Genomic DNA, 23,639 nt, shown 5'->3' with positions numbered 1-23,639 from the left:
ATATGACAAATGAATTCAATATGAGGATGTATTACAGGGATGCCGGTAAAAGAGTTAAACGCATAAAAGACTTTTATCTTCGTCTTGCGGTTTACTGTACGGTAAATACCCTGCTGTTTGCTGTCTGGATGCATGACTCTTATATAGCAGAAAACTTTTGGAAACCTACCTTATCATTTACCGTAGGTGTTGCAGGTTTATGTCTGTTGGCAAATGCCGTTATCCTTTACGGAGAGAAATATATGCTGCCCAAAAGTTGGGAAGAGCGCAAGCTTAAAGAATTTATGAGTAAGCAAAATCAAACAACCATTAAGTACGAGTAATATGGAACCTGAAAATTCATTTGAAGAACAGATAAGAGTTGATAAAGTAAGGAAAAAGATAAAAGATATTAAAGGCTTTTACAAGCATCTTACTGTCTATCTTGCTGTAAACGTTTTTCTTTTTATAATCAAAGCTGTCAATCTGGATGGTAATGAAAATTTTTTTGAATGGGGCACTTTTTCAACAGCCATCTTTTGGGGTATAGGTGTATTCTTTCATTGGTACAGTGTTTTCGGGGCAGATATTATTCTTGGAAGGGATTGGGAAGAACGCAAGATAAAAGAAATGATGGATAAGAATAAAACCAGGGAAACCAATACTAAAAGGTGGGAATAAGCCAGTAGTTCAATCATCAGCCTGCCTGAAGGCAAATCAAAATCAATCAAAACCATCAATTAAGGAGTAATGAACGTTATCATCATAGAAGACGAAAAGCCGGCTGCAAGGTTATTGCAGCGCAAACTGCAGAAGTTAGGACTTGAAGCAGAAACCATGCTGTATTCAGTAGAAGAAAGCATTGAATGGTTTAGCAATAATCCGCATCCGGAGCTTATATTTCTGGATATTCAGCTTTCTGACGGGCTTTCGTTTGAAATATTTGAAAGTATTCCTATTCAGAGTGCTGTAATATTTACTACTGCTTATGATGAATATGCACTGCGTGCCTTTAAGCTGAACAGTATCGATTATCTCCTGAAACCCATAGATGAGGACGATCTTGAAGCGGCTGTGAACAAATATAAAGGTCAGCAAACCAAAGCACAGAGCCTTTCGCTAGACTTTGACCAAATTAGGCGAATGTTGGCCAATCCAACAGAAAAGAACTATAAGAAGCGTTTTACAGTAAAAATGGGGCAGCACCTGAAAATGATCAATATTGAAGATGCCGAATGTTTTTACAGCGAGAATAAGGGTACCTATATCCATACTAATGATGGCAGGGATTATCTTCTTGAAAATACCCTTGAACAGCTGGAAAATGAATTGGATCCCTCCAAATTCTTTCGCGTAAGCAGGAAATTCATTGTGTCGATCAATGCGATAAAAGATATTGTGGTATATACCAATTCCCGCCTTAAGATCATTCTGCCAACTTATAAGGAAGATGAGGTTATCGTTAGCCGTGAACGTGTCAATGATTTCAGAAGCTGGTTGGGGTAGTGTATTTTGTTTAAATTCAGATGGTTGGTGTTTTTTGTAAGGGGTTTATTGCTAACTTTATGCTAACCAAAAAACCTTATTATTATGGAAACATCTGTTCATTACACCAAAGCTCAAAATATCTTCAGGATATTACTGGGAAGCCTTTTGATTTTTACGGGTATAGGCCACCTAACTTTTTTACATGAACCTTTTTTGGCTCAGGTACCCAGCTGGGTACCTCTTGATGCCGGCCTAGTAGTAACATTATCAGGTGGGGTAGAGTTAGTGCTAGGCCTTTTATTACTCTCTGTTACACGCTATCGAGTACAGGTAGGCTGGGTAGTTGCTGTTTTCTTTATTTGTATTTTCCCCGGCAATTATGCGCAATATGCCAACCATGTCGACGCCTTTGGCCTGAATTCAGACAGTATAAGGCTTACGCGCTTGTTCCTGCATCCGCTATTGGTCATTTGGCCATTGTGGAGTTGTGGGTCGTGGCGAGCCACTTTTGGTAAAAAGAAAAGAGAGGATTAAATAACCCTTGTCAACGATGTAGAGATGTAGAACTGCTACGTCATCAAAGTATATAAATAAAAAAACTGTTCGATAAGCAAATTGTTGCTTATGGAACAGTTTCGGAATATGTGGTTATTTACCCCTGAAGGAATACCGGCTATTGGAATAAAGATAAAATCTCTTTTTTCGCTTTTCCCAGTTTCTGTTCAAGTTTTCCCCACATTTCATCGTCTTTGCCTTCTTCATACATCAGATCATCATCAGTAAGATCGGCATATTTCTGTTTTAATTTTCCTTTAAATTCGTCCCAGTTTCCTTTAAGTTCCGTTGAATTTGGCATAGCTTTTTTGTTTTGATTACAATGTAAAGTTACCTACTGTTCTCTTAAACTTGTGGTAAGGGAAATGTAAAACTATGCTAAATATTGCCCTTCTTTCCTTGAGCTTTCCAATATCATATAGAATTGTATACCAAATAAAGCTGAAGCTGACACAAGGTGTGTTGTCTGCATCCCAAAAGGAAAATCAAGGTAATACATAGCGATCCCGGATAAAATTTCGATACCCAGCAGCCACATTACCCATGTGGTTTTGACATAGCCAAGGTTTAGTTTCCTGTTACGCAGGTACAGCCACAGGTTAACGCCAAATACTATAAATGAGAACGTACGGTGGAAATAGAATTGTATGAGCGGGCTGTCCATAACCAGGTGCATGTTCTCATAGCCCAACATCTTAACGCGCTCGTCTACAAACTGGCGGACTTCTGTTCCTAATACAACCTGTATAAGTGTTATAATTAATGAGATTACAAGCAGCGATTTGAACAACTTGTCTTTTTTAAAGCTTATGGCTGCGTAGTTCAGCTCTTTAGATTTGTCAAGGATGTAGAGTATCACGGCTACTATTACCAGTGCCATAACCATGTGAATGGTAATCTTAACCGGGTTCAGTACCGAATATACTACCGTTGCTCCAAGCCATGCCTGGAAACCCATCATAAACACAGCCAGCCACGACAGCAGGATAATATTTGTTTTTCTTCGCCAGAAACCAAAAGATGCTATCGCCATTGCAAATACCGCTACACCTGCAAGGGCACCTGTAAGCCTGTTTATGTATTCTACCCAGGTGTGTACCGGATTGAATTCGGCGTAATCGTGTTTGGTATATACCTCCCAGTTGGCACCATCATAAGCATCAGTAGTAGTAAAGGTTTCTTTGGCAACCCAAAGTTTTTCATCTTTAATGATCACCTGTCCTTTATTGAACTGGTGGTTGGGTGACCACATCAGTTCTTTAATGTCGGTAGGGGGGATGTAGTACCCAAAACACCTCGGCCAGTCCGGGCAGCCCATTCCTGAGCCGGTCATACGTACCAAAGCACCGGCAACAATTACAAGGTAGACTAATATTAGAGCGGTTTTTGTAATTTTCTGAAAACTAATTTTCATAATTTATAGTTTCAAAGTAGCTAAGTTGCAGAGTAACAAAGTTACAAAGTATCCGAGCTGCAAAATTTTATTTTAGTGTAAAGTAAGTCAGCTTATTTAGTTTTAGTTATGATATAAATCATATTTCTAATTCAAAGAGCTTTTAATTTTATTCATAAATGAGCTAAGCATACGCTCAATTTCTCTACTGTCTTCATAAATAGAATTAAAATCAGTTTCTGAAATGTATCCCAGATTATATGCTATCTCAATTTGTGTTTGGAATTCAAATAACGATCCCATAGAGATATTTAGAAAACGATAATATTCTTTATTTGTCCCTCTTCCAAATCCTTCAGCTATATTACTGGGAATAGATATTGAACATCTCTTGATTTGCGATGTAAGCCCAAATTGTTCTTCTTTTGGGAAGTTACTAGTCGTTTTGTAGCAGTTGGTTACTAAAATCATGGCTTTTTGCCAAATAATTAAATCTCTAAAAGTCTTCATTTAATACTATTATAAACTTAGTAATTATCTAACTCTGCCACTTTGTATCTTTGTATCTTTGCTACTTTGTAACTTACTTCACCGCCTCGAGTCCCAGCTTTTTCGCTCTCACCATCATAAACGCATAAGCCGAATCATAATCGTTATGTATTTCGCCTTCCAGTATCGCTTCTTTAATGGCTTCTTTCAGTACGCCTATTTCCCTGCCGGGCTTAAGGTTAAAGACTTCCATTATCTCTTCGCCTGTAATTGGCGGCTGGAAATTGCGCACATGGTCGCGTTCTTCAACTTCTACTATTTTTTGGCGTACGATCTTAAAGTTGTTATGGTACTTTTTAAATTTCGATGCATTTTTGGTTGTAATGTCAGCTTCGCAAAGGATCATCAGGTCTTCTACATCTTCTCCGGCATCAAAAATAAGCCTGCGCACTGCCGAATCGGTAACGATATCCTGCGCCAACACGATAGGGCGCGAACTCAGCATCACCATTTTAGCGACGTATTTCATTTTATGGTTAAGCGGCATGTGAAGCCTCTCAAATAGCTTCTTCACCATTTTACCACCCAAAAACTCATGTCCGTGGAAAGTCCATCCCACTTTTTTGTGGAATTTCTTTGTTGGGGCTTTGCCTATATCGTGCAATAATGCCGACCAGCGCAGCCATACATCATCGGTATTAGGAGCTATATTATCGACCACTTCAAGAGTGTGGTAAAAATTATCTTTATGGGTTTGGCCTTCCACTTCTTCCACACCCTGAAGTGCGGTAAGTTCCGGCAGTATTATTTGCAATAATCCTGTCTGGTGGAGCAGCTTGAAGCCTACAGAAGGCACAGCAGACATGAGTATCTTGTTCAGCTCGTCTACTATGCGCTCACCCGAGATTATTTTAATACGCTCTTTATTTCTTTCTATAGCCTTAAGTGATTCTTCTTCGATAGTGAAGTTCAGCTGTGATGCAAAGCGTATGGCACGCATCATTCGCAACGGGTCATCGCTGTAAGTTATATCAGGGTTAAGCGGCGTACGGATTATTTTATTCTTCAGGTCTTCAACGCCACCAAAAGGGTCTACCAATTCACCGAAATTTGCAGGTGACAATGACAAAGCAAGGGCATTGATGGTAAAATCGCGGCGGTTCTGGTCGTCTTCAAGGGTTCCGGTTTCCACTATAGGGTTGCGGCTGTCCCTGTTGTACGACTCTTTTCGGGCGCCAACGAATTCAATATCAATCTCTTCAAAACGAAGCATGGCAGTGCCATAGCTTTTAAATACCTGTACTTTTGGTTTGTTGGGAAGCAGGGAAGATACTTTCTCGGCAAGGTCAATACCGCTGCCTACGGCAACAATATCAATGTCTTTCTTGAAATCCCTCTGCAAAAGAAAATCCCTTACAAAACCGCCTATAACATAGCTGTTTACGTTAAGTTCTCCGGCAGCTTGCGAGGTAATGTCAAATATCCTGTTATTAAGCGCTTCTTTATATGAAGTTTTGTTTTCCATTAACGTCGTATCACTTTTACCTGTAAATCATTTCCCAGCTTTATGATGGTCGATGGTTTAGCGGCAATTTTATCGTGGTGCAAATTTACGATATAGTCTACGCCGTCCAAAATATGACGGTCAATTTCTTTAAAAGAATTAGGGGTATGCATACCGCTGATGTTTGCCGAGGTAGAAACCAACGGTTTTTTCATGCGTTCCATAAGCTTAAAGCAGAAAGGTTCTTTAACCAGGCGAACGCCAAGGGTCTTGTCTTCGGCAATAAGGTTTGCCGCCACATTACGCGGATTATCCAGTATTATCGTGGTTGGCTTTTCTGAAAGATCCAGTATCTGCCATGCCACTTCCGGTATATTACTGAATACGGTATGCATCATACGGTCGCTATTCATCAACACGATCATGCTTTTGGTTTCCTCGCGCTGTTTCAATTCGTAAATTTTCTTTACCGCTTCAGGGTTAGAGGCATCGCAGCCGATACCCCAAACCGTATCGGTAGGGTACAGGATGATTCCGCCATTTTTTATTACTTCAAAGGCATTGTGAACTTCGGTATTTATATCGGGAGTATTCATTATATTATTTGTAATTATTGATAATATCAACCACTTTCTGGATCTCGTCTGCGGTAAGCACTGGGCTAATCGGTAAACTGATCACTTCGCGGTGTATCTGTTCTGTTATCGGCAAAGATAATCCATTTAGCTGAGGATATGCTGCCTGTTTATGCGGAGGTATAGGATAATGAATCAGTGTCTGTATGCCGTTATCGTTCAGGTATTGCTGTAGTTTGTCCCTATTGTCCGTGCGGATCACAAAAAGATGCCATACGTGCCCGTTACTGTTGTTTGGGAGTTCAGGCAGAATTATCGCAGCATTGCTGATGTTTTCGATATAATATCTGGCAACTGCTCTGCGTATTTCGTTTTCGGTGTCAAGATGATGCAGTTTTGCGTCAAGCACGGCTGCCTGGATTTCGTCCAGCCTTGAGTTCAATCCCTGATATTTGTTGACGTATTTCTCTTCCGATCCATAATTTGCCAGGGCTCTTATCGTTCGGGCAAGTTTGTCGTCTTTGGTAGTGACAGCACCGGCATCGCCTAATGCCCCAAGGTTTTTCCCTGGATAAAAACTGAATCCCGCTGCATCGCCCAGGTTTCCGGTTTTAATGCCGTTCCATTCCGCTCCTATGGCCTGTGCATTGTCTTCTACTATTCGCAGGTTATGTCTTTTGGATAGTGCTGTAAGTTCATCACTGAATATTACCCTGCCGTAAAGATGTACAACCATTATTCCCCTTGTTTTAGAAGTTATGTTTTCTTCTATTTTGGTTATATCAATGTTATAGGTAGAGATGTCGGGCTCTACCAATACCGGTACAAGATTGTTATCCGTAAGCGCAAGCAACGAAGCAATATAGGTGTTTGCCGGAACGATCACTTCATCACCGGGCTGCATGATACCCAACTCTATATAGGCTTTAAAGATAAGCCTTAATGCATCCAGGCCGTTAGCGACACCTATGGCGTGTTTCGTACCAATGTAGGCAGATAAATTTTTCTCGAATTGTTTTACTTCTTCGCCCAACAGGTACCAGCCGCTTCGGAAGGTTTTTAGCAATCGGGATTCGATTTCCTCCTGGTGCTGAAGGTTTACTTTTTGCAGATCGAGAAATTTTATCATTGTTAGTGGTGTTTGAAGTTGTAAAAATAGGTTTTTTACTTAACAGCACATCACAGTCTTTTAGTGTATGGGATTAGAATAAATCTGATTGTTAAAAGTGAAAAAGGCGAATTATGATTGATTTTATAATAAAGTAAAGTTATTTTTACCTGAAATGATGTTAAAAAAGGTTATTTTCGCCGCCCAAACAATTAATCTTTAGCACTATGGTTTATGACTGCTTTATATTTTTTAATGAGCTTGACCTGTTGGAAATCAGGCTCAATGAGCTGGATAGCGTAGTTGATAAATTTGTTATCGTAGAGGCAGACAGGACGTTTCAAAACGACCCGAAGCCTTTTATTTTTGAGGAAAATAAAGAACGTTTTGCAAAATACCTGGACAAGATCATTCATGTAAAGCTAACTAAATACCCGTTGTTTATTCCGGTGATCAATCCGTTCTCACCATGGAAACTGGAGTTTTACCAACGCAACAGCATACTAAAAGGCTTAAAAGAATGCAATCAGGATGATATCATTCTTATTTCGGATATTGATGAAATTCCAAGGGCTTCCTTGCTTAAAGAATACCTTGAGAGGGGTGTTGACAGGATATACGGACTGAAGATGGACATGTTCATGTACTTCTTTAACCATAAGCTTATCTATGACAAGGAGAGCCGAATGACTAAAGAAGAAGCTAAAGACGGAATATGGTTTGGTACAGCGATGATGCCATACAATCTGCTTAAGCAAACCCCGGTAAGAATCCGTAAGACGCTTATGCGCACGCTTCGCAGAAAACAGGTGTATGATATCATTCCTAATGCAGGATGGCATTTCACCTTTATGGGAGGCTTTAATAAAATAAAACAAAAGCTTGAGGCTTTCTCACATACCGAGTATAATCTCGACAGGATTAAAGATGAATGCTTTATTGAAAACTGCCTTAAAAACGGAAAAGATATTCTTGGCAGGAATATGGAATTTGAGGTTATGTCTTCTATAGACAGCCTTCCCGAATATCTTAAACGTGAAGATGTTCAGCAGAAGTTCTCAGAACATTTTTATAAGTTATAAAAAAAATGCGGGTTATAACCCGCGTTTTTTATTTGATCTTCTCAATAATCGGCATCCAGAAATCCTTCACTTTGCGGTTGTAAAACCTGTGGCAGGCAAAAGGGAGCTTTTTATTGTTCAGCTTATAGGCGATATCCGGTTTCCTGTCCATAGCAAAGCCTACAGCTTCTTTATAATCAGGAATCTTCATTTCGGTAAGTACGGGTGCAACCAGTGAAAAATAAACATCTTCCACATGATGGCTCAGGTCGTTAGGGTTTGCAAGGCAATGTTCTATATTAGCTTTCTGTTCAGATACGATCTTTTGCATAGTAGCAACTTTTCGTAGCGAGAATCCGCCGTTGCCTACCTTAAAGAAGTGTTCCGTTCTCTTTTTCTTCTTTTTGAAGGTGTTGTTTATATTCAGCAGCAATTTAGTGATAGGTGTCTGGCTTGATGCAATCCAGGGCGCGCCTATGTAATCGTAGCCTTTATTGCTCCAGTAGTTCAGCTGGTCATCAAACACAAAAACATCGGTCTGGCATATCAACAGGTTTTCATAATCGCTGAAGCTATTGTAAAACACCTCCGAAAGCATTAGCTTATTGTAGCCTGCAATGCCTTTAAAGTAACTGTCTTCGAACCTGTGTATTGTATAATGTACAGGTGCCAATATGCTGTTTAGCGGAGTAATGTCTAAATGTTCGGGGCAGGCAATCGCAAAAGGATGCTGGTGCAGTATTTTTATAGATCTTTTGAGTGACAGTATTTCGTTCGCGTCAAGATCTGTTTTGTAGATAGGAACTACAACAATCGCTTTTTTCATAATTATGCTTATTGTTTCAGTTTATAGATGCCCAACGCTTTTTTAAGGGATTTGTTGAACAATACCCATTTTACATACAGCTCATTCTTAAAGCTTGTCCATGCCCATTTGCTGTATGGCAGTATCTCTGCTGCTATGATTGCTTTCATGTTGTCAGATACGATGAATTCCTTATTAACGCTTTCCCATGGAATGTTGCCATAGCCGTCAAATTCATTTACCTTGTTCTTTTCGTGTATTATAGACATCCACAATCTCTTTCCTGTAACCTGTTTTACACGGGTTTCTTTCTTCCAGTGGTTATGGTCGTTTGCCCACACTGTTTTTGGGTTGTCGTTCTTTTCGATTAGGCTTATGAACGGGTTAAAGATATGCTCTTTTTTACCCAGCATTATCACGGGTTTTATCTGTAGTGAGTAGCCGTTTATAATGTCTATAGCCATATAATCCTGGCTGCTGAACTGCTTTTGTATTTCGTCTATAAAGTTCTTGCTGATGCAGTCGTCATTATCAATGCGCGACGTGATAAGGTAAGGTTTGTCTGCTGCTTCTGTTGAGATGATCTTACTTATCTCAGGATAGAAGGCAGGCATACCATCAATATAAAAGATCCTGATGTTCGGCTGATTGCCAATGATTGTTTCTATCTTTTGCTTGTAAGCATCAGGGGTTGTGATGTCAAAGTAGATAAGCCAGGTAAAGTTGCGGTTAACCTGTGCTGCAACCGAGGGGAAACAAAAATTCTCAAAAAGCCATAGCCTGTGTTCAAGCCACTCATCGTTAAGCAGGGTTTCGTTGTTTTTGGTAACGTCCCACTTAGGGTTTTTAAGGTTAAAACGGGTAATGAGGTAGTGGTTAAACATGTATCGGCTTATTGTTATAGTGGGTAAAAATAAAGTATTTATTTGAAGTAGGAAATTCAAAATGGTTACTTTTGTATAAAATTGCAATCGCTGAATGAACAAAGTCATACATCCGGAATTTCTTTCGCAGGCTCAGGAAATAACACAGATTATTGAAAATTTTGATACTACAGGCAAACTGTTTGTAGATGGTAAAAGAAATAAGATAAAGCTGTTTGAGCTTGGAAACCTTACCGTGAATGTAAAGTCATTCAAAATTCCGAATTTTATCAATAAGGTTGTATACCGTTTCTTCAGGAAGTCTAAAGCACGACGTTCATATGAGTTTGCCAACATACTTCTTGAAAAAGGTATAGGCACGCCACAGCCCATAGCATATTTTGAAAATCTTGCACCATTTTCGCTACAGGACAGCTATTACATGAGTGAACAGCTTGAAGCCGATCTAACCTTCAGGCAATTGATTGAAATACCGGATTATCCTGATCACGAAAACATATTAAGGCAGTTTACACGTTTTTCTTTTGGACTTCATGAAAAAGGAGTAGAGTTCCTTGACCACACTCCCGGAAATACACTTATAAATAAAACAGGAGAGGGGCAGTATGCTTTCTTTCTGGTCGATCTTAACAGGATGAATTTCCATAATTCAATGTCATTTGAGCAAAGGATAATCAACATGGCAAAACTAACACCTGAGATTCGCCTTGTTGAGGTAATGAGTGATGAATATGCAAAATTGTATGGTAAATCGTATGATGAAGTGCTGAAGCTAATGGTGAAGCAGACACAGTATTTTGCTAATAGATTTCATCGCAAGCGTGCCCTTAAGCAAAAGCTTGGCCTGAAAAAAAAGTAATATATTTGCGCTTCGCGAGTGCCTTAGGTTCTTAGTTACTTAGTGACTAAGGTAAAAACCTCAGAATCTCAGAGCCTAGTACCTAAGCAACTTAAAAAAGAATGAAAGCATCTGTTATAATGAGTACCTATAATGCCGAGGCATGGCTTGAAAAAGTGATATGGGGCTTTAGTGTACAAACCGAAAAGGATTTTGAGATCATTATCGCTGATGATGGCTCGGGTCCTAAAACCAAAGAACTGCTGGACAGGCTTCGTCAGGAAATTGATATGCCATTAGTACACGTTTGGCAGGAAGATAACGGTTTCCAGAAATCTCAGATACTTAATAAAGCCATTATGGCTGCTAACAGCGATTACCTGATCTTTACCGATGGTGACTGTATCCCGAGGGAAGATTTTGTAGCTACACATATCAAGTTCCGTGAGCAGGGGTATTTCCTTTCAGGCGGTTACTTTAAGCTGCCAATGGATATATCGGTTGCGATTAGCAAAGATGATATCGTTTCGCAAAGGTGTTTTGATGTAAAATGGCTTACAAGTATGGGATTGCCGGATAAAAACAAGCTGAAGCTTTCTGCTTCAGGTTTTTTGGCTACTTTACTGAATTTTGTTACTCCCACTAAAGCCACATGGAATGGGCATAACGCTTCAGGCTGGAAAACCGACTTAGTTCATATTAACGGATTTAATCAGGAAATGCAGTATGGAGGTCAGGACAGAGAGCTTGGTGAAAGGCTGTTCAACAAAGGACTTAAGTCAAAACAAATACGCTATAATGCGATATGCGTGCACCTTGACCATAAGCGTGGTTATGTAAATGAGGAGACATGGAAGAAAAACTATGCCATCCGCAAGAATACCCGCGATAATAAAGTCGTTAAGACACCAATAGGTATCGACTCTAATTAATTTCGATATACTTCTTTAATTCAGGAATTATAAGATCCGGAGTAAAGGCTTCATAAAGTTCCAGTGCTTTTGGCTTCATCTCTTTAGGAGAAGTTTCGCCATACAGCTCAGGCTTAAAGTCTTTAAGGTGGACAGATATGGTTGTTGTGCCATCTTCAAAAGAATTCCATGCTTCTTTTTTGATCCATGTAGAGAATATGGTAAAGGTTGGTATGTAAAGCGCTTTTGCCATATTTACCGCTCCTCCCTCATTACCCATCAGTGCATTACAATGATACAGAACCGATAGAAATTCCCTGATCGTTCCCGGGCTGATGTCCATTCTTATCCTTTGTTTTGCAGCTTCACTGCACAGGTTGTAAAGGGCTTCTGCCTCAGCCTGCTGAGAGGGTATATAGTTGAAGATTAGTATGGCATCACTGTTTTGCGTGATGAAATCCAGCAGTTTTGCCATATAGGCAGCAGGGTAAGATTTTATATTCAAGCTTCCCAAAACACTTATCATGTATGTTTTAGTTCCCGCAGGGATGCCTTTATTGTCTAAAAACTGCCTTCCGTACGCTATCTCTTCCTGTGTCAGGTATATTTCAGGCCTGTTGATTAGCGGTAGTTTAGGTTCCAGTACCCTTACGAGCTGCATGCGGTTATCCAATGCAAGCCCGGCGTTAGACAGGGGTATTTTAAGTTCTTCGACCGTGTGAGTGTATACAAAGCTCGAGTACGACTTGTGAAAGCCTATCCTGGTCTTTGCCCTGGAAAAACCTACAATAATGTTGCTTCCCAGTATGCCATAAGCGTCAACCACAATATCATAGTTTTTTTTACGGATGTCAAATACAAATTGCATGAATTTCCATTTGCTGTCCCTGTACTTTTGGTCAAAAAGTATAAGATTATCCATAGCAGGGTTGTTTTCTACCACCGGCTGTGTAAAAGGATAAATAAGATAGTCTAATGTAGAGAACGGATATATGGCTTTTAGATTAGCGCATATTATGCTGCTGGCCAATACATCGCCAATCATTTTTTGCTGGATAACAAGTATTTTAGGGTTATCCTTGTGGTTTGCCATTTCCCTTAGGTATACATACCTCATGTATACGTGGTAGCCAAGTATTCCGGCGATTTCAATGCCTCGTTTCCCGTTAAGGAAGCCAAGCCCTAAAATATAGTATTTAAAAAAACGAAAGGCAGGCCTTACCGAAAGGTGGTATAAGTTAGTTTTAACTCCCTTTTGGTAAAGCTCTTTTGCCTTAAGTTTTGAGTATTGCAGCCTTTTCTCTAAAAAATCCTCCTTACTCTTGAAGGAGTAGTGGTGGATGGATTCTTTCAGGTGGCCGCTTTTACCGTTTATTGATAATGTTTCGTGAACAAGTTTTTCAGAATATTTACATTTCGACTTCCTGAAAAGTCGTATGGCCCTGTCTTTGTTGAAGCTGTTATTGATCATTGGGCGCCCCTTGTAATAAAAGATACGCTTAAACCAAAAGGCAGCTTCTTCAGGCTCGCTATTTACAGTTGCAATGATCTCATCAATACCTTTTTGCGTAACCCTTTCGTCAGCATCAAAAAATACGACCCAGTCGTTTGTAGCAAAGTTCAGGGTGTAGTTCCGCTGTGAAGAAAAATCATCAAATGCCCGCTGGTAAAACTTAACATGCGGGTATTCTTCTTTTATGATTGCAGGGGTATTGTCGGTACTGAAAGAGTCAACCACAATAATCTCATCGGCAAAAGACATATTGTCCAGGTATTGCCTGATATTGTGCTCTTCGTTAAATACAATTGCAAGTGCAGATATTCTGTTTCTGTCGCTCATTAAAAAACTGTTAAACCGCTACATCATATTCGCGCAGGGCATTATTCAGCGAAGTTTTAAGGTCAGTGGACGGCTTGCGTTTACCAATGATAAGCGCACATGGCACCTGGTATTCGCCTGCGGCAAATTTTTTGGTATAGCTTCCTGGTATTACTACACTGCGTGCAGGTACGATACCTTTCATTTCTATGGGTTCATCACCAGTTACGTCAATGATCTTTGTAGATGCGGTAAGGCATACATTAGCACCAAGAACAGCTTCTGTCTCTACGCGAACGCCTTCAACAACGATACATCTTGAACCGATGAATGCGCCGTCTTCGATGATAACCGGGGCTGCCTGAAGCGGCTCCAGTACGCCACCGATACCAACACCACCGCTAAGGTGAACGTTCTTGCCTATTTGTGCACAGCTTCCTACGGTTGCCCATGTGTCAACCATAGTGCCTTCGTCTACATAAGCGCCAATGTTTACATAACTGGGCATAAGGATAACGCCAGATGATATATAGGCACCGTAACGTGCTACTGCATTAGGTACAACGCGGATGCCTTTTTCGGCATAGTTGCGCTTAAGTAGCATTTTATCGTGATATTCAAATATTCCTGCTTCAAGGGTTTCCATTTTCTGGATAGGGAAGTACATAACCACCGCTTTTTTTACCCATTCATTTACCTGCCAGCCACCTTCAATCGGTTCAGCTACACGTAGTTTTCCTGAGTCTAAAAGCTCAATAACTTCGCGAATGGCGTTGGTAGTTGTTTCTTCTTTCAACAGGTCTCTGTTTTCCCAGGCCTGTTCTACAAGGGTTTGTAAATTTTGCATGTCAAATAAGTCGTTTGGGCAAATATAAGTTGGTTTTTTAAGATTGCATAAGTAATCTGATATGCTTTTTCAAACATAATGAATTATCTTTACTAAATCACAAATTTTATTGATGAAAGATAATTTTTCAATACAGGCAAAAGGCTATTCAAAATACCGTCCGTATTATCCGTCGGAGATGATAGCTTATATCGCGTCATTTGCAGAAAACAAACAATCTGCGCTTGATGTGGCAACCGGAAACGGACAGGTAGCAGTAGAGCTCGCAAAGCACTTTAAGCAGGTATATGCTACAGATATCAGCGAAAAACAGCTTGCAAATGCTTTACAAAAAGATAACATTATATATAAGGTAGAGCGCGCTGAGCAAACATCGTTTGCCGACTCACAATTTGACCTTATTACCGTGGCTCAGGCCATACACTGGTTCGACTTTGAGGCGTTTTATAAGGAGGTGCATCGTATTTTGAAACCGGATGGTGTCTTTGCTGTTTTAGGCTATGGATTGTTTACTGTGAATGGTGAGTCGGAGAAACTCCTGAAGCATTTTTATAATGACATCACAGGGCCGTACTGGGATGCCGAGAGGCGTTATCTTGACGAGAATTACACAACGATTCCTTTTCCCTTTGAAGAAGTGGAAGTGAAGCAGTTTACTAACGAATTTACCTGGACGTTTGAACAACTCACCGGCTATCTTGAAACCTGGTCGGCAGTGCAGCACTACATAAAGAAGAACGGCAGCAATCCGGTTGACGTGATTCGTGATGAACTGAAAGAATATTGGGAGAAAGGCGATAAGAAAGTTACTTTTCCTTTACTTTTGAGGATTGGGAAACTAAAAGATTAAAACAATATTGGCCTCACCCATCTAAATCTAAAATTACATGAGAATACTCGCCATAGATTACGGCCTTAAAAGAACGGGCATCGCAGTGACCGACGAAATGCAATTTATCGCCTCGGGGCTTACTACTGTTGAGTCACCAAGAGCCATTGATTTTCTTAAGGATTATTTTACAAAAGAAAAGGTAGAAAGGGTTCTTATAGGCGAGCCAAAGCAGATGAATGGGCTTCCATCACAAAGTGCACCTCTAATTGAAGAATTTATAACAAAATTTACTTTGCAGTTTCCTGATATGCAATTGGAAAGGGTTGATGAGCGCTTTACCAGCAAGATGGCTTTCCAGACAATGATAGATAGTGGGCTTAAAAAGAAGCAACGTCAGGATAAGGGTTTGATTGATGAGATATCGGCAACGATTATGTTACAGGATTATTTATCACGAAAAAAATAAACATTTTTTTTTATGTATTCGTAAAAATTAAATTTAACGCCTATTCCCGTTGATTTAAGATAAAATTTCGAGTTATTCAAAGTAAATTTGCAGTATTCAAATTTACACAATGTCCACAACGATAAATCAGGAACCGGACGTGGTTCTTATTGGCGCAGGTATCATGAGCGCCACTCTTGGCATGTTCTTAAAAGAGCTTATGCCCGAAGTGAAAATTGACATTTACGAAAGGCTTGACGTAGCAGCAGCTGAAAGTTCTGACGCATGGAATAATGCGGGTACTGGACATTCTGCTTTTTGCGAGCTAAACTACACTCCACAGTTGTCTAACGGTACTGTTGAGACTTCTAAAGCGATAAAGATCGCCGAGTGGTTTGAAGTGTCCAAGCAATTTTGGGCTTATCTTATAGAAGAAAAGCGCATCAGTAAACCTGAAGATTTTGTGAGAAGCATTCCACACATGAGCTTCGTGTGGGGACAGGATAACGTAGGCTACCTTAAAAAACGCTTTGAGCTGCTTTCTAAAAATCCTTTGTTCAAAGGAATGGAATATACCGAGGATCATGCTATCCTGAAATCATGGATGCCATTGGTAATGGAAGGCCGCGATAGCAGTGAGGCGCTTGCAGCTACAAACATGCCAATTGGTACTGATGTAAACTTTGGCGAATTAACACGTGACATGTTTGCATGGCTTGCAAAACAGCCCGGCGTGAACATGTACTTTAACCAGGATGTAAGCGGAATAAGGCGTTCAAGAAAGAGCCCTAAATGGAAGCTTAAGATAAAAGATCTTACTACAGGTGATAAAAAGCGTGTGTATGGCAAATTCGTATTCATTGGTGCCGGAGGCGGATCGCTTCACCTGCTTGAAAAGGCCGGTATTCCTGAAGGAGATGGCTTTGGAGGTTTCCCGGTAAGCGGGCAATGGCTGAAATGCATCAACGAAGAAGTAATAGAGAAACACAATGCAAAAGTATACGGAAAAGCATCAGTAGGTGCGCCGCCAATGTCGGTTCCCCATGTTGATACCCGTATGATAAACGGCAAGAAAGAATTATTGTTTGGGCCTTATGCAGGGTTCAGTACTAAATTCCTGAAGCAGGGGTCTTATTTTGACCTTCCTACGTCAATTCGTGCCAATAATATAGCCCCAATGCTTGCGGCAGGTTACCACAATATGTCGCTTACCAAATACCTGATACAGCAGGTTACGCAGTCGCAGGATGACAGGATGGAAGCATTGAGGGAATACCTTCCGGATGCAAAGAAAGAAGACTGGGTGCTTGAAACAGCAGGACAGCGTGTACAGGTTATCAAGAAAGACGAGAAAGAAGGCGGTAAGCTTGAGTTTGGTACCGAAGTGATAAACAGTGCCGACGGTTCGCTTGGAGTGCTTTTAGGAGCTTCTCCTGGTGCAAGTACTGCGGTTTCGATAATGCTTGACCTTATGGAACGTTGCTTCCCGGAACAGATGAAAACCGAAGCATGGGAGCAAAAGCTGAAAACAATGATCCCATCTTACGGTACAGCGCTGAACAACAACCCTGAACTGCTTGTTAAAGTAAGGGAGCATTCTGACAAGATGCTGGGCTTGGAAGCTAAAGTTACGATTTAATCAGCTATATATAATTTGTGAAAGCCATCCTGAAAAGGGTGGCTTTTTTATGATGCATGCCTTGTTAAAAATTTGTTAAATCAACTCAAAATGAGGAAAACCGTAAAGTTTTCAGGTTCTTTATTTATACTATTGTATGCTCTTTTGGGAGAATAATAAAAGGAGCTTTTTCTAAAAAACAGATAAGAGGAATCCAACTAAAATTTTTCAATACTTTACTACTACTCAATCCCAATAAGTAATTATTGGGATTTATTTTTAGGTTTTAACGAACTGCTTGTTGCAGTATTATAATTATTATTGCATTGAAATTTAATTCAATATGAAAAATGTATTTCTTGTTTTCTTGTTTTCTGTTTCTATATCAGGTTTCTGTCAGGCTGAGAAGGATTCGTTAGTGTTGACTGACACGAAGGCTATACTGGATAAGCTGGACCTTATGTTTTACCTTGATCATGTTGCCTCAGAATATGTTAAGATGACTAAAGAGCAACAGAAGGAAAGTGATAAAACCTTTCTTTATTATTTTGAAAATACTATTGTAAAAAATAATCCGTCATCATTAGACCTTGCGGAATTTATAGGATCTGACCATGCCAAATATAATCCTGTTACATGGAAAAATTTTTGTGAAGATGTTCATCAGAAGAATTTGAATGAATTTGTTGCCATGACCGAGAAATACGGCTATCTGTCAAATAAAAGGCTAAACAGATTAAAAGGTGGTAAAGTTTACTCCTTGGTTATTTTTGTTGTAAGGGATGATGCTCAGGATAAAAAGGTAAAACGACTCATAAAGCAGGAGAAAAAAAATGGCAATATGCCTCAAGTGGATTATGATATGTTTAAACTTTTTCTGGAGAGAAAGAAAGTTTTTACGGATTATGATATTGCCAGGTTTGAAAAAAGTGGAGGTAAAATCATAAAAGAAACTCCATAAAGAATATTAAATTATTATTTAGCTTTTCAGCTCCAGTTGGCGTGTTGCTTTAACTATTTTTTCAGATAAGCCGTTAAGCCAAATGAGCTGTTCTATTACGAGATGGGCTTCTTCCATTTTTAACCTGAATTCTTCCTCATCTGTTATATGTACCTCACGAAGTTCGCGGGCACGTATGTTCTTGAGTTCTGTAAAGCGTATGGCAAGTTCTTCGTTATTGCTAAGCGAGGCTTCTTCGGCCTGTGCTTCCATGGCCATTAATGCGATGGCGTGGTTGAGGTTTTTTATAACCGTTTCAACAACTACATTAAAAGCTTCAGATGCTTTGTAGGTCTTGTGCGATTGTATGTAGGTGCCAAGTGATGCCAGCGACGATAACAATGTATGGTTAAGCACAGCCAGCTTGTATACCTGGTTTTGTTGTTTTTGTTTCGATTTGGGTTCCTGTATCATGCGCTGGTACGACGACATAAGGTTACCAAGCTCGACGAAGGCATTTTTTCGCGCCAGCCTGTAAGAAGTGGTTACAGTGCCTTTTTGGTTATAATACAGCGATATTTCGGTTAGGTAATTCCTGTTGGCCTCAATAGATTTTTTAATAAATACCGGCAGATTCATGAATTCCCATGATGGCCACAGCAAATAATTGGCAAAAAACGCTATAGCTGCGCCTACAGCAGTATCGATTATACGGTATTGTATAACATCAGTAATGTCGGGGGTAAGCATACCATACACAAATACTACGTATATAGTTACAAATGTTGCCCCTATGCGGTAGTTGACAGCAGTAAAAGCATAACCCAGCAGCATGCAGACTATAGTTAGCGTAGCAATGATAATGGTATTATGTACTATGCTGAGAACCGCAAATGCAATGATGCCGCCCAGTATGGTACCGGCAATCCTTTGAAAAGAGCGCTGTTTTGTAAGGCCATATCCCGGCCTCATGATCACAACTATGGTAAGGAGTATCCAGTACACATTTTGCAGCGGAAATATGATGCCTATGGCAAAGCCCACTGCAATGCTTAGAGTGATCCTTAGTGAATGCCTGAAAATGGTCGAGGAGAAGCTAAGGTTTTCCTTTAATGTATGCAGGGGATAATATTCGGGTGTAAGAAACTTTTCAAGGTCTTTATCCCTTCCGCCGCCAAGATCTTTAAAATTTATTTTATTGGTAAATGCACGTTCTATGATCTTGATCTTCTCAATTTGCTTTTCGGCATAATGCAGCATGTTAGACAGCATCCATACACCCTCTGAAGCGGCTTCTTTACCCAGCTCTTCTTCATATTCGTTAATTGCTTTTTCCAGTGCTTCAAGATCCTGCGTCAGTTTATGCTTTGGGATGTATTTACTCCTGTTCTCAATAGACTTGGATATTCTTTTGAGTGCCGAAGCAAGATTGTAGGCAAGGTTTTGGTATGTATCAAGTACCTTCGGGTGAGCATTGAACTTTTCGTGAAGTTTACTATGGTCAAAAGAGGTGGATAATCCGAGTTCTAATATCTCCATTAGCGATATAAATACCAAAAGCATCTTGCGGCCACGGTTTGAATTTTGTGTGGCATTGCGGTTGCGCAAAAGTACTTCACGAAGATTTTCGTGGGTAAGGTTGATTTCTACCTGCAGGTGAAGCTGTTTTTCTACAATTTTTGCCCTGTCGGCATCGGCATTCCACAGATCTCCTCTTAATTTCATGTACTTACCCGTAAGCTTCATGCATTCGGCGATTTGAAGTTCGGAATAGCGGTGCGGACTCAGATAGTTGAATGTTACTGATATAAATGTGTATAATAATCCCCCTGCAAGTATGTATAGGGCATACTGTATCATTTCCCATCCGGTATGTATGTGTCCGGTTGCTAATGCTATGGCAAGAAGTCCTGAAAAAGAGACCATAGTGGCCCTTTGCCCATAAACTGATATCATAGACATTAAAAATACCAGGGCAAGCGTTGTTGGGAAAAAAATATAAGGATAGGGATGCAGCAGGTTTACGGCAAGCATACAGGCCGGTACAATGAATGATGCTGTAAGGAGGCCTTTGGTGCGGTGTAGAAGATTGCTAGGTATATCGGCAGGATAGGTTAAAAATGCACCCAGTGCAATGGCAAACCCTACTTCGAAATAACCATACTGTGATAGTATAATTACAGGTGCAGCTGCAGCAACCGTAACAATTATGGCTTTGGTAAAATTAGTGCTGTCGGTAAAATTTCGGATCCTCTGAAGCATATAGTGAAGCTGAAATGTAAAGGTAATGAATGCTGAAATCATTCTGTGTTTCATAATGTGATTTCTCACAAAATTTTAGCATTTTCACAGGCAATGGCAAATCATTTTAATTTATTACTTTTGCGGTCTGAAAACTGCGGTTTATATGCTGCAAAAATTTAAAGTAACGCGATTATGATATTACCAATTGTAGGATATGGCGACCCGGTACTAAGGAAAAAAGGAGAAGAGATCAGCAAAGATCATCCTGGCCTTAATGAGGTTATCGCCAATATGTATGAAACGATGTATAATGCTTATGGGGTGGGCCTTGCTGCACCTCAGGTAGGTCTTTCTATTCGCCTGTTTATTGTTGATACCGAGCCTTTCAGTGACGATGACGAACTTTCTAAAGAAGAGCAGGAACTGTTGAAAGGATTTAAGAAAACATTCATTAACCCTGTTATCCTTAAGGAAGAGGGCGAAGAATGGGGCTTTAATGAAGGCTGCCTTAGTATTCCTGAAGTGCGCGAAGATGTATACCGCCACGAAAGAATTACTATAGAATACTACGATGAGGCTTTTGAAAAGCATACCGATGTATTTGACGGGCTAATTGCAAGGGTGATTCAGCATGAGTATGACCACATTGAAGGAATATTGTTTACAGACAAAATATCTTCCCTTAAAAAAACGTTGATAAAAAAGAAACTACAGAATATAATGGAGGGCAAAACAAGACCGGATTATAAAATGAAATTTGTTGCCAAAAAAGGCAGATAATTTTTGTTTTTTACCCCAAAGATTAGATATTTGCCTTCCCTTTAAAAAAATAATACAATGAGCATCGAGAAAATATTATCTATTTCCGGAAAACCGGGATTATACGAGCTGAAATTACAAACACGTACAGGCTTTGTAGCTGAGTCACTTACAGACGGAAAGAAAGTAACGGTTGGCCTTAGAAGCAATGTTAGCCTTCTTTCTGAAATATCTGTTTATACCTATGATGGAGAAGTTCGTCTTTCGGAAGTATTCAGCGCTATAGCTGCTAAAGAAGATAATGGCCCTTCATTATCTCACAAAGAGGATAATGCTAAACTTGAAAAATATTTCAGGGAAGTGCTTCCTGCGTTTGACGAGGACAGGGTATATGCTTCTGACATCAAAAAGATACTTAACTGGTATAACATGCTTCAGGCAAAAGGACTTGTTTCTAAAGAGGCACCGGTAGCAGCTGAAGTTCCTGCTGCTGCAGAGGAAGTGAAAACTGAAGAATAGTTTATACTATCATAATAATACTATCCTGCCTTTTGAAAACAGAAGGCAGGATTTTTTATTTTTACAAAAAAAATATATGAACACACGCCAACAACAACTCGATGCCTTTAACCGCCTGTTAGACATCATGGATGACCTTCGTGAAAAATGCCCCTGGGATAAAAAGCAGACATTGCAATCCCTTCGCCATCTTACTATTGAAGAAACCTATGAATTGGGCGATGCCATTCTTGATAATAACCTGCAGGAAATAAAGAAAGAGCTTGGCGATATATTGCTTCATATTGTTTTTTATGCCAAAATAGGTAGTGAAACCGGCGATTTTGATATGGCTGATGTGGCTAATGAAATTTGCGAAAAGCTGATTCACCGCCATCCGCATATTTATGGCGATGTAGTTGTGGCTGATGAAGAAGAGGTGAAACAAAACTGGGAAAAGCTGAAGTTGAAAGAAGGCAAAAAATCGGTTTTGGAAGGTGTGCCTAAAAGCCTGCCCGCATTAGTTAAGGCGAGCCGTATACAAGATAAAGCTAAAGGAGTAGGTTTTGACTGGGAAGAGCCGCACCAGGTTTGGGATAAGGTTCAGGAAGAGATAAAAGAATTTCAGGAAGAAGTAAAAAATGGCGATCAGGATAAGATTGAAGCCGAATTTGGCGATGTGTTGTTTTCCATGATCAACTATGCCCGCTTCTTGAATGTTAACCCTGAAGATGCACTGGAGCGCACAAACAAGAAATTCATTAAACGTTTCATGTACCTTGAAAGCAAAGCATCTGAACTAGGCAAACCTTTGGCCGACATGACTCTTGCCGAAATGGACGTTTTTTGGAACGAAGCAAAAAAACTATAATCACTTTTACTTACTATATGAATAAATTTCTGGTCCTGCTGTTATTTACAGGCGTTTGTTTTGGGCAAAAGACCATCGTGGCCGACTTACAGCTGCGTATTAATCCTGCGGCTGCTGAAGAGTTGTACTACAGTTTTGCCGAAGGCGACAGAGTATTGCTGACTGTTGAAGAGTCTAATGGCAATACGATAGATGAGGTTGCAGTAATAGAATATCCTGAGACCTATAAATATAAAGGGCATGAGGTTAAAAAAGAAAAGAACCGCGAATTTATAATTGGGAGAAATTCGGTTTATAAATTCAGGATTAGCAACACAGCTAAAGAAGCAAGGCTTTGTAATATAAAGATTCAGCGTGTGCCGGCATCAAAAAAGACAGAAGGCTATGCTACGTCGGTAAAGTGGGTTACTGTTCAGGATACAAGCTGGAGTTCTCTTACTAAAGATGTAGTGGTGGGTTATGATAGCTTAAAGGTGCAAAAAACACGTAGAGTAGCCTACTATGAGAAAAAATATGAAGAGGTAGTTATCGACAAGAACCAAAGGGTTGAATCTAAAACCACATTAGGCGAAACCAGGACTACGGTATCTTTTGCTTTGCCCGAAAATTACATGACCAGGGATGAAACCAAAAAAGTGGTTGCCTGGGCATATTGGGTAGGGGTAGGTAAGGAGAGTAATGAGTACTGGAACCAGAACCGCAAGATGATTGTTGATGCTGTCAAAGGAGCGGCAAGTTATTTCTCTACTCCTTTGGGTGGGATAGCGGCAGGTGCTTTGACCAATCTTGCGCTGCCCTCAAATGGGGAAGATGTAGCGTATGTTTTGCTGAATGAGCAGAATACTAAATTGCTGTTTCAGGATAAAACTTATAAATCTCTTGATAACGGCAAAGGAATAGCTGCTTATAAACGTTTTACTGAGGCTGCAATGCTTCAGGGGAAGTTAAATATGGTTCTTATGAACGATAATTATGTGCAACCCATAGATGTGAATGTTAAGGTGTCGGCAATCATGGAACATATAAAATATAAAGATGAAAAATTTAATGATTTAACAATCATACCCCGTTATGAGAAAAGAATTGTTAAAGAGCCAACGATAATCAGTACTAAAATTCCGGTATCCTTGGATTGGAAACAGAAAGGCTAATTATTACTTTTTTAACTACTTAGTC

Annotated in this window: 26 protein-coding genes; 15 read left to right on the top strand and 11 right to left on the bottom strand. The window is 39.9% G+C overall.

The features are described 5' to 3' along the window. The first annotated feature begins 2 nt into the window (after window positions 1-2). The 4 genes from ACX0HA_RS11160 (at window position 3) to ACX0HA_RS11145 (ending at window position 2,001) form a co-directional block, all read left to right on the top strand. A complete protein-coding gene (locus tag ACX0HA_RS11160) occupies window positions 3-323 on the top strand; it encodes a 2TM domain-containing protein (protein WP_458845365.1) in 321 nt (106 codons plus the stop codon). Window position 324: 1 nt separating this feature from the next. Continuing rightward, window positions 325-660 carry a 2TM domain-containing protein gene (locus ACX0HA_RS11155; RefSeq protein ID WP_458845364.1) on the top strand — a complete coding sequence of 112 codons (336 nt, stop codon included), beginning with the start codon at window positions 325-327 and terminating at the stop codon, window positions 658-660. A gap of 69 nt (window positions 661-729) precedes the next feature. After that, window positions 730-1,485: a LytR/AlgR family response regulator transcription factor gene (locus ACX0HA_RS11150; RefSeq protein ID WP_458845363.1), complete on the top strand. Its 756-nt coding sequence runs from the start codon at window positions 730-732 to the stop codon at window positions 1,483-1,485. 84 nt (window positions 1,486-1,569) lie between these two features. Next, window positions 1,570-2,001 carry a DoxX family protein gene (locus ACX0HA_RS11145; protein WP_458845362.1) on the top strand — a complete coding sequence of 144 codons (432 nt, stop codon included), beginning with the start codon at window positions 1,570-1,572 and terminating at the stop codon, window positions 1,999-2,001. 139 nt (window positions 2,002-2,140) lie between these two features. Here ACX0HA_RS11145 and ACX0HA_RS11140 read toward each other — a convergent pair whose 3' ends face one another. The 6 genes from ACX0HA_RS11140 to ACX0HA_RS11115 form a co-directional block, all read right to left on the bottom strand. Then, window positions 2,141-2,323, bottom strand: a complete 183-nt coding sequence (locus ACX0HA_RS11140; RefSeq protein WP_458845361.1) for a CsbD family protein — start codon at window positions 2,321-2,323, stop codon at window positions 2,141-2,143. Between the two features lie 72 nt (window positions 2,324-2,395). Continuing rightward, entirely contained in the window at window positions 2,396-3,436 is a 1,041-nt protein-coding gene (locus ACX0HA_RS11135) for a COX15/CtaA family protein (protein ID WP_458845360.1), read from the bottom strand. Window positions 3,437-3,562: 126 nt separating this feature from the next. Beyond that, window positions 3,563-3,925 (bottom strand): four helix bundle protein, encoded by a 363-nt coding sequence (locus tag ACX0HA_RS11130; protein ID WP_458845359.1) that lies wholly within the window; start codon window positions 3,923-3,925, stop codon window positions 3,563-3,565. A 73-nt stretch (window positions 3,926-3,998) separates the two neighbouring features. Continuing rightward, window positions 3,999-5,429, bottom strand: coding sequence for a CCA tRNA nucleotidyltransferase (locus ACX0HA_RS11125; protein ID WP_458845358.1), 1,431 nt, complete (start codon window positions 5,427-5,429; stop codon window positions 3,999-4,001). Next, the gene (locus ACX0HA_RS11120) at window positions 5,429-6,004 is read right to left on the bottom strand and encodes an L-threonylcarbamoyladenylate synthase (RefSeq protein ID WP_458845357.1); all 576 of its coding nucleotides are present in this window, start codon (window positions 6,002-6,004) and stop codon (window positions 5,429-5,431) included. The genes ACX0HA_RS11125 and ACX0HA_RS11120 overlap by 1 nt, the downstream gene beginning before the upstream one ends. A gap of 4 nt (window positions 6,005-6,008) precedes the next feature. Beyond that, entirely contained in the window at window positions 6,009-7,112 is a 1,104-nt protein-coding gene (locus tag ACX0HA_RS11115) for a DegT/DnrJ/EryC1/StrS family aminotransferase (RefSeq protein WP_458845356.1), read from the bottom strand. A gap of 206 nt (window positions 7,113-7,318) precedes the next feature. Between ACX0HA_RS11115 and ACX0HA_RS11110 the strand changes: the two genes are divergently transcribed. Continuing rightward, window positions 7,319-8,173: a glycosyltransferase family 17 protein gene (locus ACX0HA_RS11110; RefSeq protein WP_458845355.1), complete on the top strand. Its 855-nt coding sequence runs from the start codon at window positions 7,319-7,321 to the stop codon at window positions 8,171-8,173. 28 nt (window positions 8,174-8,201) lie between these two features. Here the strand turns inward: ACX0HA_RS11110 and ACX0HA_RS11105 are convergent, their stop codons facing one another. Both ACX0HA_RS11105 and ACX0HA_RS11100 read right to left on the bottom strand, forming a co-directional pair. Further along, window positions 8,202-8,978: a DUF5672 family protein gene (locus ACX0HA_RS11105; RefSeq protein WP_458845354.1), complete on the bottom strand. Its 777-nt coding sequence runs from the start codon at window positions 8,976-8,978 to the stop codon at window positions 8,202-8,204. 8 nt (window positions 8,979-8,986) lie between these two features. After that, window positions 8,987-9,841 (bottom strand): glycosyltransferase, encoded by an 855-nt coding sequence (locus ACX0HA_RS11100; RefSeq protein WP_458845353.1) that lies wholly within the window; start codon window positions 9,839-9,841, stop codon window positions 8,987-8,989. 94 nt (window positions 9,842-9,935) lie between these two features. On the opposite strand from ACX0HA_RS11100, the gene ACX0HA_RS11095 reads away from it, so the two are divergent. After that, window positions 9,936-10,700, top strand: a complete 765-nt coding sequence (locus tag ACX0HA_RS11095) for a Kdo domain containing protein (RefSeq protein WP_458845352.1) — start codon at window positions 9,936-9,938, stop codon at window positions 10,698-10,700. Between the two features lie 101 nt (window positions 10,701-10,801). Then, window positions 10,802-11,611, top strand: coding sequence for a glycosyltransferase family 2 protein (locus ACX0HA_RS11090; RefSeq protein ID WP_458845351.1), 810 nt, complete (start codon window positions 10,802-10,804; stop codon window positions 11,609-11,611). Here the strand turns inward: ACX0HA_RS11090 and ACX0HA_RS11085 are convergent. Next, complete coding sequence (locus ACX0HA_RS11085; RefSeq protein ID WP_458845350.1) at window positions 11,604-13,430, bottom strand: glycosyltransferase; 1,827 nt, start codon at window positions 13,428-13,430, stop codon at window positions 11,604-11,606. The genes ACX0HA_RS11090 and ACX0HA_RS11085 overlap by 8 nt on opposite strands. A 10-nt stretch (window positions 13,431-13,440) precedes the next feature. After that, complete coding sequence (locus ACX0HA_RS11080; protein WP_458845349.1) at window positions 13,441-14,256, bottom strand: 2,3,4,5-tetrahydropyridine-2,6-dicarboxylate N-succinyltransferase; 816 nt, start codon at window positions 14,254-14,256, stop codon at window positions 13,441-13,443. Between the two features lie 112 nt (window positions 14,257-14,368). On the opposite strand from ACX0HA_RS11080, the gene ACX0HA_RS11075 reads away from it, so the two are divergent. The 4 genes from ACX0HA_RS11075 to ACX0HA_RS11060 all read left to right on the top strand — a co-directional run bounded on the left by ACX0HA_RS11075 (window position 14,369) and on the right by ACX0HA_RS11060 (window position 18,112). Continuing rightward, window positions 14,369-15,106 carry a class I SAM-dependent methyltransferase gene (locus tag ACX0HA_RS11075; RefSeq protein WP_458845348.1) on the top strand — a complete coding sequence of 246 codons (738 nt, stop codon included), beginning with the start codon at window positions 14,369-14,371 and terminating at the stop codon, window positions 15,104-15,106. A 37-nt stretch (window positions 15,107-15,143) separates the two neighbouring features. After that, window positions 15,144-15,554 carry a Holliday junction resolvase RuvX gene (ruvX, locus tag ACX0HA_RS11070; RefSeq protein WP_458845347.1) on the top strand — a complete coding sequence of 137 codons (411 nt, stop codon included), beginning with the start codon at window positions 15,144-15,146 and terminating at the stop codon, window positions 15,552-15,554. Between the two features lie 109 nt (window positions 15,555-15,663). Further along, window positions 15,664-17,172, top strand: a complete 1,509-nt coding sequence (locus ACX0HA_RS11065) for a malate:quinone oxidoreductase (RefSeq protein ID WP_458845346.1) — start codon at window positions 15,664-15,666, stop codon at window positions 17,170-17,172. Window positions 17,173-17,494: 322 nt separating this feature from the next. Beyond that, the gene (locus ACX0HA_RS11060) at window positions 17,495-18,112 is read left to right on the top strand and encodes a hypothetical protein (protein ID WP_458845345.1); all 618 of its coding nucleotides are present in this window, start codon (window positions 17,495-17,497) and stop codon (window positions 18,110-18,112) included. Between the two features lie 18 nt (window positions 18,113-18,130). Here the strand turns inward: ACX0HA_RS11060 and ACX0HA_RS11055 are convergent, their stop codons facing one another. Continuing rightward, complete coding sequence (locus ACX0HA_RS11055; RefSeq protein ID WP_458845344.1) at window positions 18,131-20,407, bottom strand: FUSC family protein; 2,277 nt, start codon at window positions 20,405-20,407, stop codon at window positions 18,131-18,133. Between the two features lie 120 nt (window positions 20,408-20,527). Here ACX0HA_RS11055 and def point away from each other — a divergent pair, with 120 nt between their 5' ends. The 4 genes from def (at window position 20,528) to ACX0HA_RS11035 (ending at window position 23,614) form a co-directional block, all read left to right on the top strand. After that, on the top strand, window positions 20,528-21,115 hold the full coding sequence (def, locus tag ACX0HA_RS11050; protein ID WP_458845343.1) for a peptide deformylase: 588 nt from the start codon (window positions 20,528-20,530) through the stop codon (window positions 21,113-21,115). Between the two features lie 57 nt (window positions 21,116-21,172). Continuing rightward, window positions 21,173-21,613: a DUF5606 family protein gene (locus ACX0HA_RS11045; RefSeq protein WP_458845342.1), complete on the top strand. Its 441-nt coding sequence runs from the start codon at window positions 21,173-21,175 to the stop codon at window positions 21,611-21,613. Between the two features lie 76 nt (window positions 21,614-21,689). Then, window positions 21,690-22,463, top strand: coding sequence for a nucleoside triphosphate pyrophosphohydrolase (gene mazG, locus ACX0HA_RS11040; protein ID WP_458845341.1), 774 nt, complete (start codon window positions 21,690-21,692; stop codon window positions 22,461-22,463). Window positions 22,464-22,480: 17 nt separating this feature from the next. After that, window positions 22,481-23,614, top strand: a complete 1,134-nt coding sequence (locus ACX0HA_RS11035) for a hypothetical protein (RefSeq protein ID WP_458845340.1) — start codon at window positions 22,481-22,483, stop codon at window positions 23,612-23,614. Window positions 23,615-23,639 lie beyond the last annotated feature (25 nt).

It is taken from the genome of Flavobacterium hauense (genome assembly GCF_054457175.1).
Note: the sequence above shows the minus strand (reverse complement) of the source record. Positions and strands in the feature narration are given on the sequence as shown.

Coding starts and splice junctions, on each gene's coding strand:
- ACX0HA_RS11075 (WP_458845348.1), top strand. CDS start 14,369: ATGAAAGATAATTTTTCAATACAGGCAAAAGGCTATTCAAAATACCGT.
- ACX0HA_RS11120 (WP_458845357.1), bottom strand. CDS start 6,004: ATGAATACTCCCGATATAAATACCGAAGTTCACAATGCCTTTGAAGTA.
- def (WP_458845343.1), top strand. CDS start 20,528: ATGATATTACCAATTGTAGGATATGGCGACCCGGTACTAAGGAAAAAA.
- ACX0HA_RS11160 (WP_458845365.1), top strand. CDS start 3: ATGACAAATGAATTCAATATGAGGATGTATTACAGGGATGCCGGTAAA.
- ACX0HA_RS11065 (WP_458845346.1), top strand. CDS start 15,664: ATGTCCACAACGATAAATCAGGAACCGGACGTGGTTCTTATTGGCGCA.
- ACX0HA_RS11055 (WP_458845344.1), bottom strand. CDS start 20,407: ATGAAACACAGAATGATTTCAGCATTCATTACCTTTACATTTCAGCTT.
- ACX0HA_RS11060 (WP_458845345.1), top strand. CDS start 17,495: ATGAAAAATGTATTTCTTGTTTTCTTGTTTTCTGTTTCTATATCAGGT.
- ACX0HA_RS11085 (WP_458845350.1), bottom strand. CDS start 13,430: ATGAGCGACAGAAACAGAATATCTGCACTTGCAATTGTATTTAACGAA.
- ACX0HA_RS11080 (WP_458845349.1), bottom strand. CDS start 14,256: ATGCAAAATTTACAAACCCTTGTAGAACAGGCCTGGGAAAACAGAGAC.
- ACX0HA_RS11115 (WP_458845356.1), bottom strand. CDS start 7,112: ATGATAAAATTTCTCGATCTGCAAAAAGTAAACCTTCAGCACCAGGAG.
- ruvX (WP_458845347.1), top strand. CDS start 15,144: ATGAGAATACTCGCCATAGATTACGGCCTTAAAAGAACGGGCATCGCA.
- ACX0HA_RS11125 (WP_458845358.1), bottom strand. CDS start 5,429: ATGGAAAACAAAACTTCATATAAAGAAGCGCTTAATAACAGGATATTT.
- ACX0HA_RS11145 (WP_458845362.1), top strand. CDS start 1,570: ATGGAAACATCTGTTCATTACACCAAAGCTCAAAATATCTTCAGGATA.
- ACX0HA_RS11155 (WP_458845364.1), top strand. CDS start 325: ATGGAACCTGAAAATTCATTTGAAGAACAGATAAGAGTTGATAAAGTA.
- ACX0HA_RS11035 (WP_458845340.1), top strand. CDS start 22,481: ATGAATAAATTTCTGGTCCTGCTGTTATTTACAGGCGTTTGTTTTGGG.
- ACX0HA_RS11105 (WP_458845354.1), bottom strand. CDS start 8,978: ATGAAAAAAGCGATTGTTGTAGTTCCTATCTACAAAACAGATCTTGAC.
- ACX0HA_RS11100 (WP_458845353.1), bottom strand. CDS start 9,841: ATGTTTAACCACTACCTCATTACCCGTTTTAACCTTAAAAACCCTAAG.
- ACX0HA_RS11110 (WP_458845355.1), top strand. CDS start 7,319: ATGGTTTATGACTGCTTTATATTTTTTAATGAGCTTGACCTGTTGGAA.
- ACX0HA_RS11130 (WP_458845359.1), bottom strand. CDS start 3,925: ATGAAGACTTTTAGAGATTTAATTATTTGGCAAAAAGCCATGATTTTA.
- ACX0HA_RS11090 (WP_458845351.1), top strand. CDS start 10,802: ATGAAAGCATCTGTTATAATGAGTACCTATAATGCCGAGGCATGGCTT.
- ACX0HA_RS11150 (WP_458845363.1), top strand. CDS start 730: ATGAACGTTATCATCATAGAAGACGAAAAGCCGGCTGCAAGGTTATTG.
- ACX0HA_RS11135 (WP_458845360.1), bottom strand. CDS start 3,436: ATGAAAATTAGTTTTCAGAAAATTACAAAAACCGCTCTAATATTAGTC.
- ACX0HA_RS11095 (WP_458845352.1), top strand. CDS start 9,936: ATGAACAAAGTCATACATCCGGAATTTCTTTCGCAGGCTCAGGAAATA.
- ACX0HA_RS11140 (WP_458845361.1), bottom strand. CDS start 2,323: ATGCCAAATTCAACGGAACTTAAAGGAAACTGGGACGAATTTAAAGGA.
- mazG (WP_458845341.1), top strand. CDS start 21,690: ATGAACACACGCCAACAACAACTCGATGCCTTTAACCGCCTGTTAGAC.
- ACX0HA_RS11045 (WP_458845342.1), top strand. CDS start 21,173: ATGAGCATCGAGAAAATATTATCTATTTCCGGAAAACCGGGATTATAC.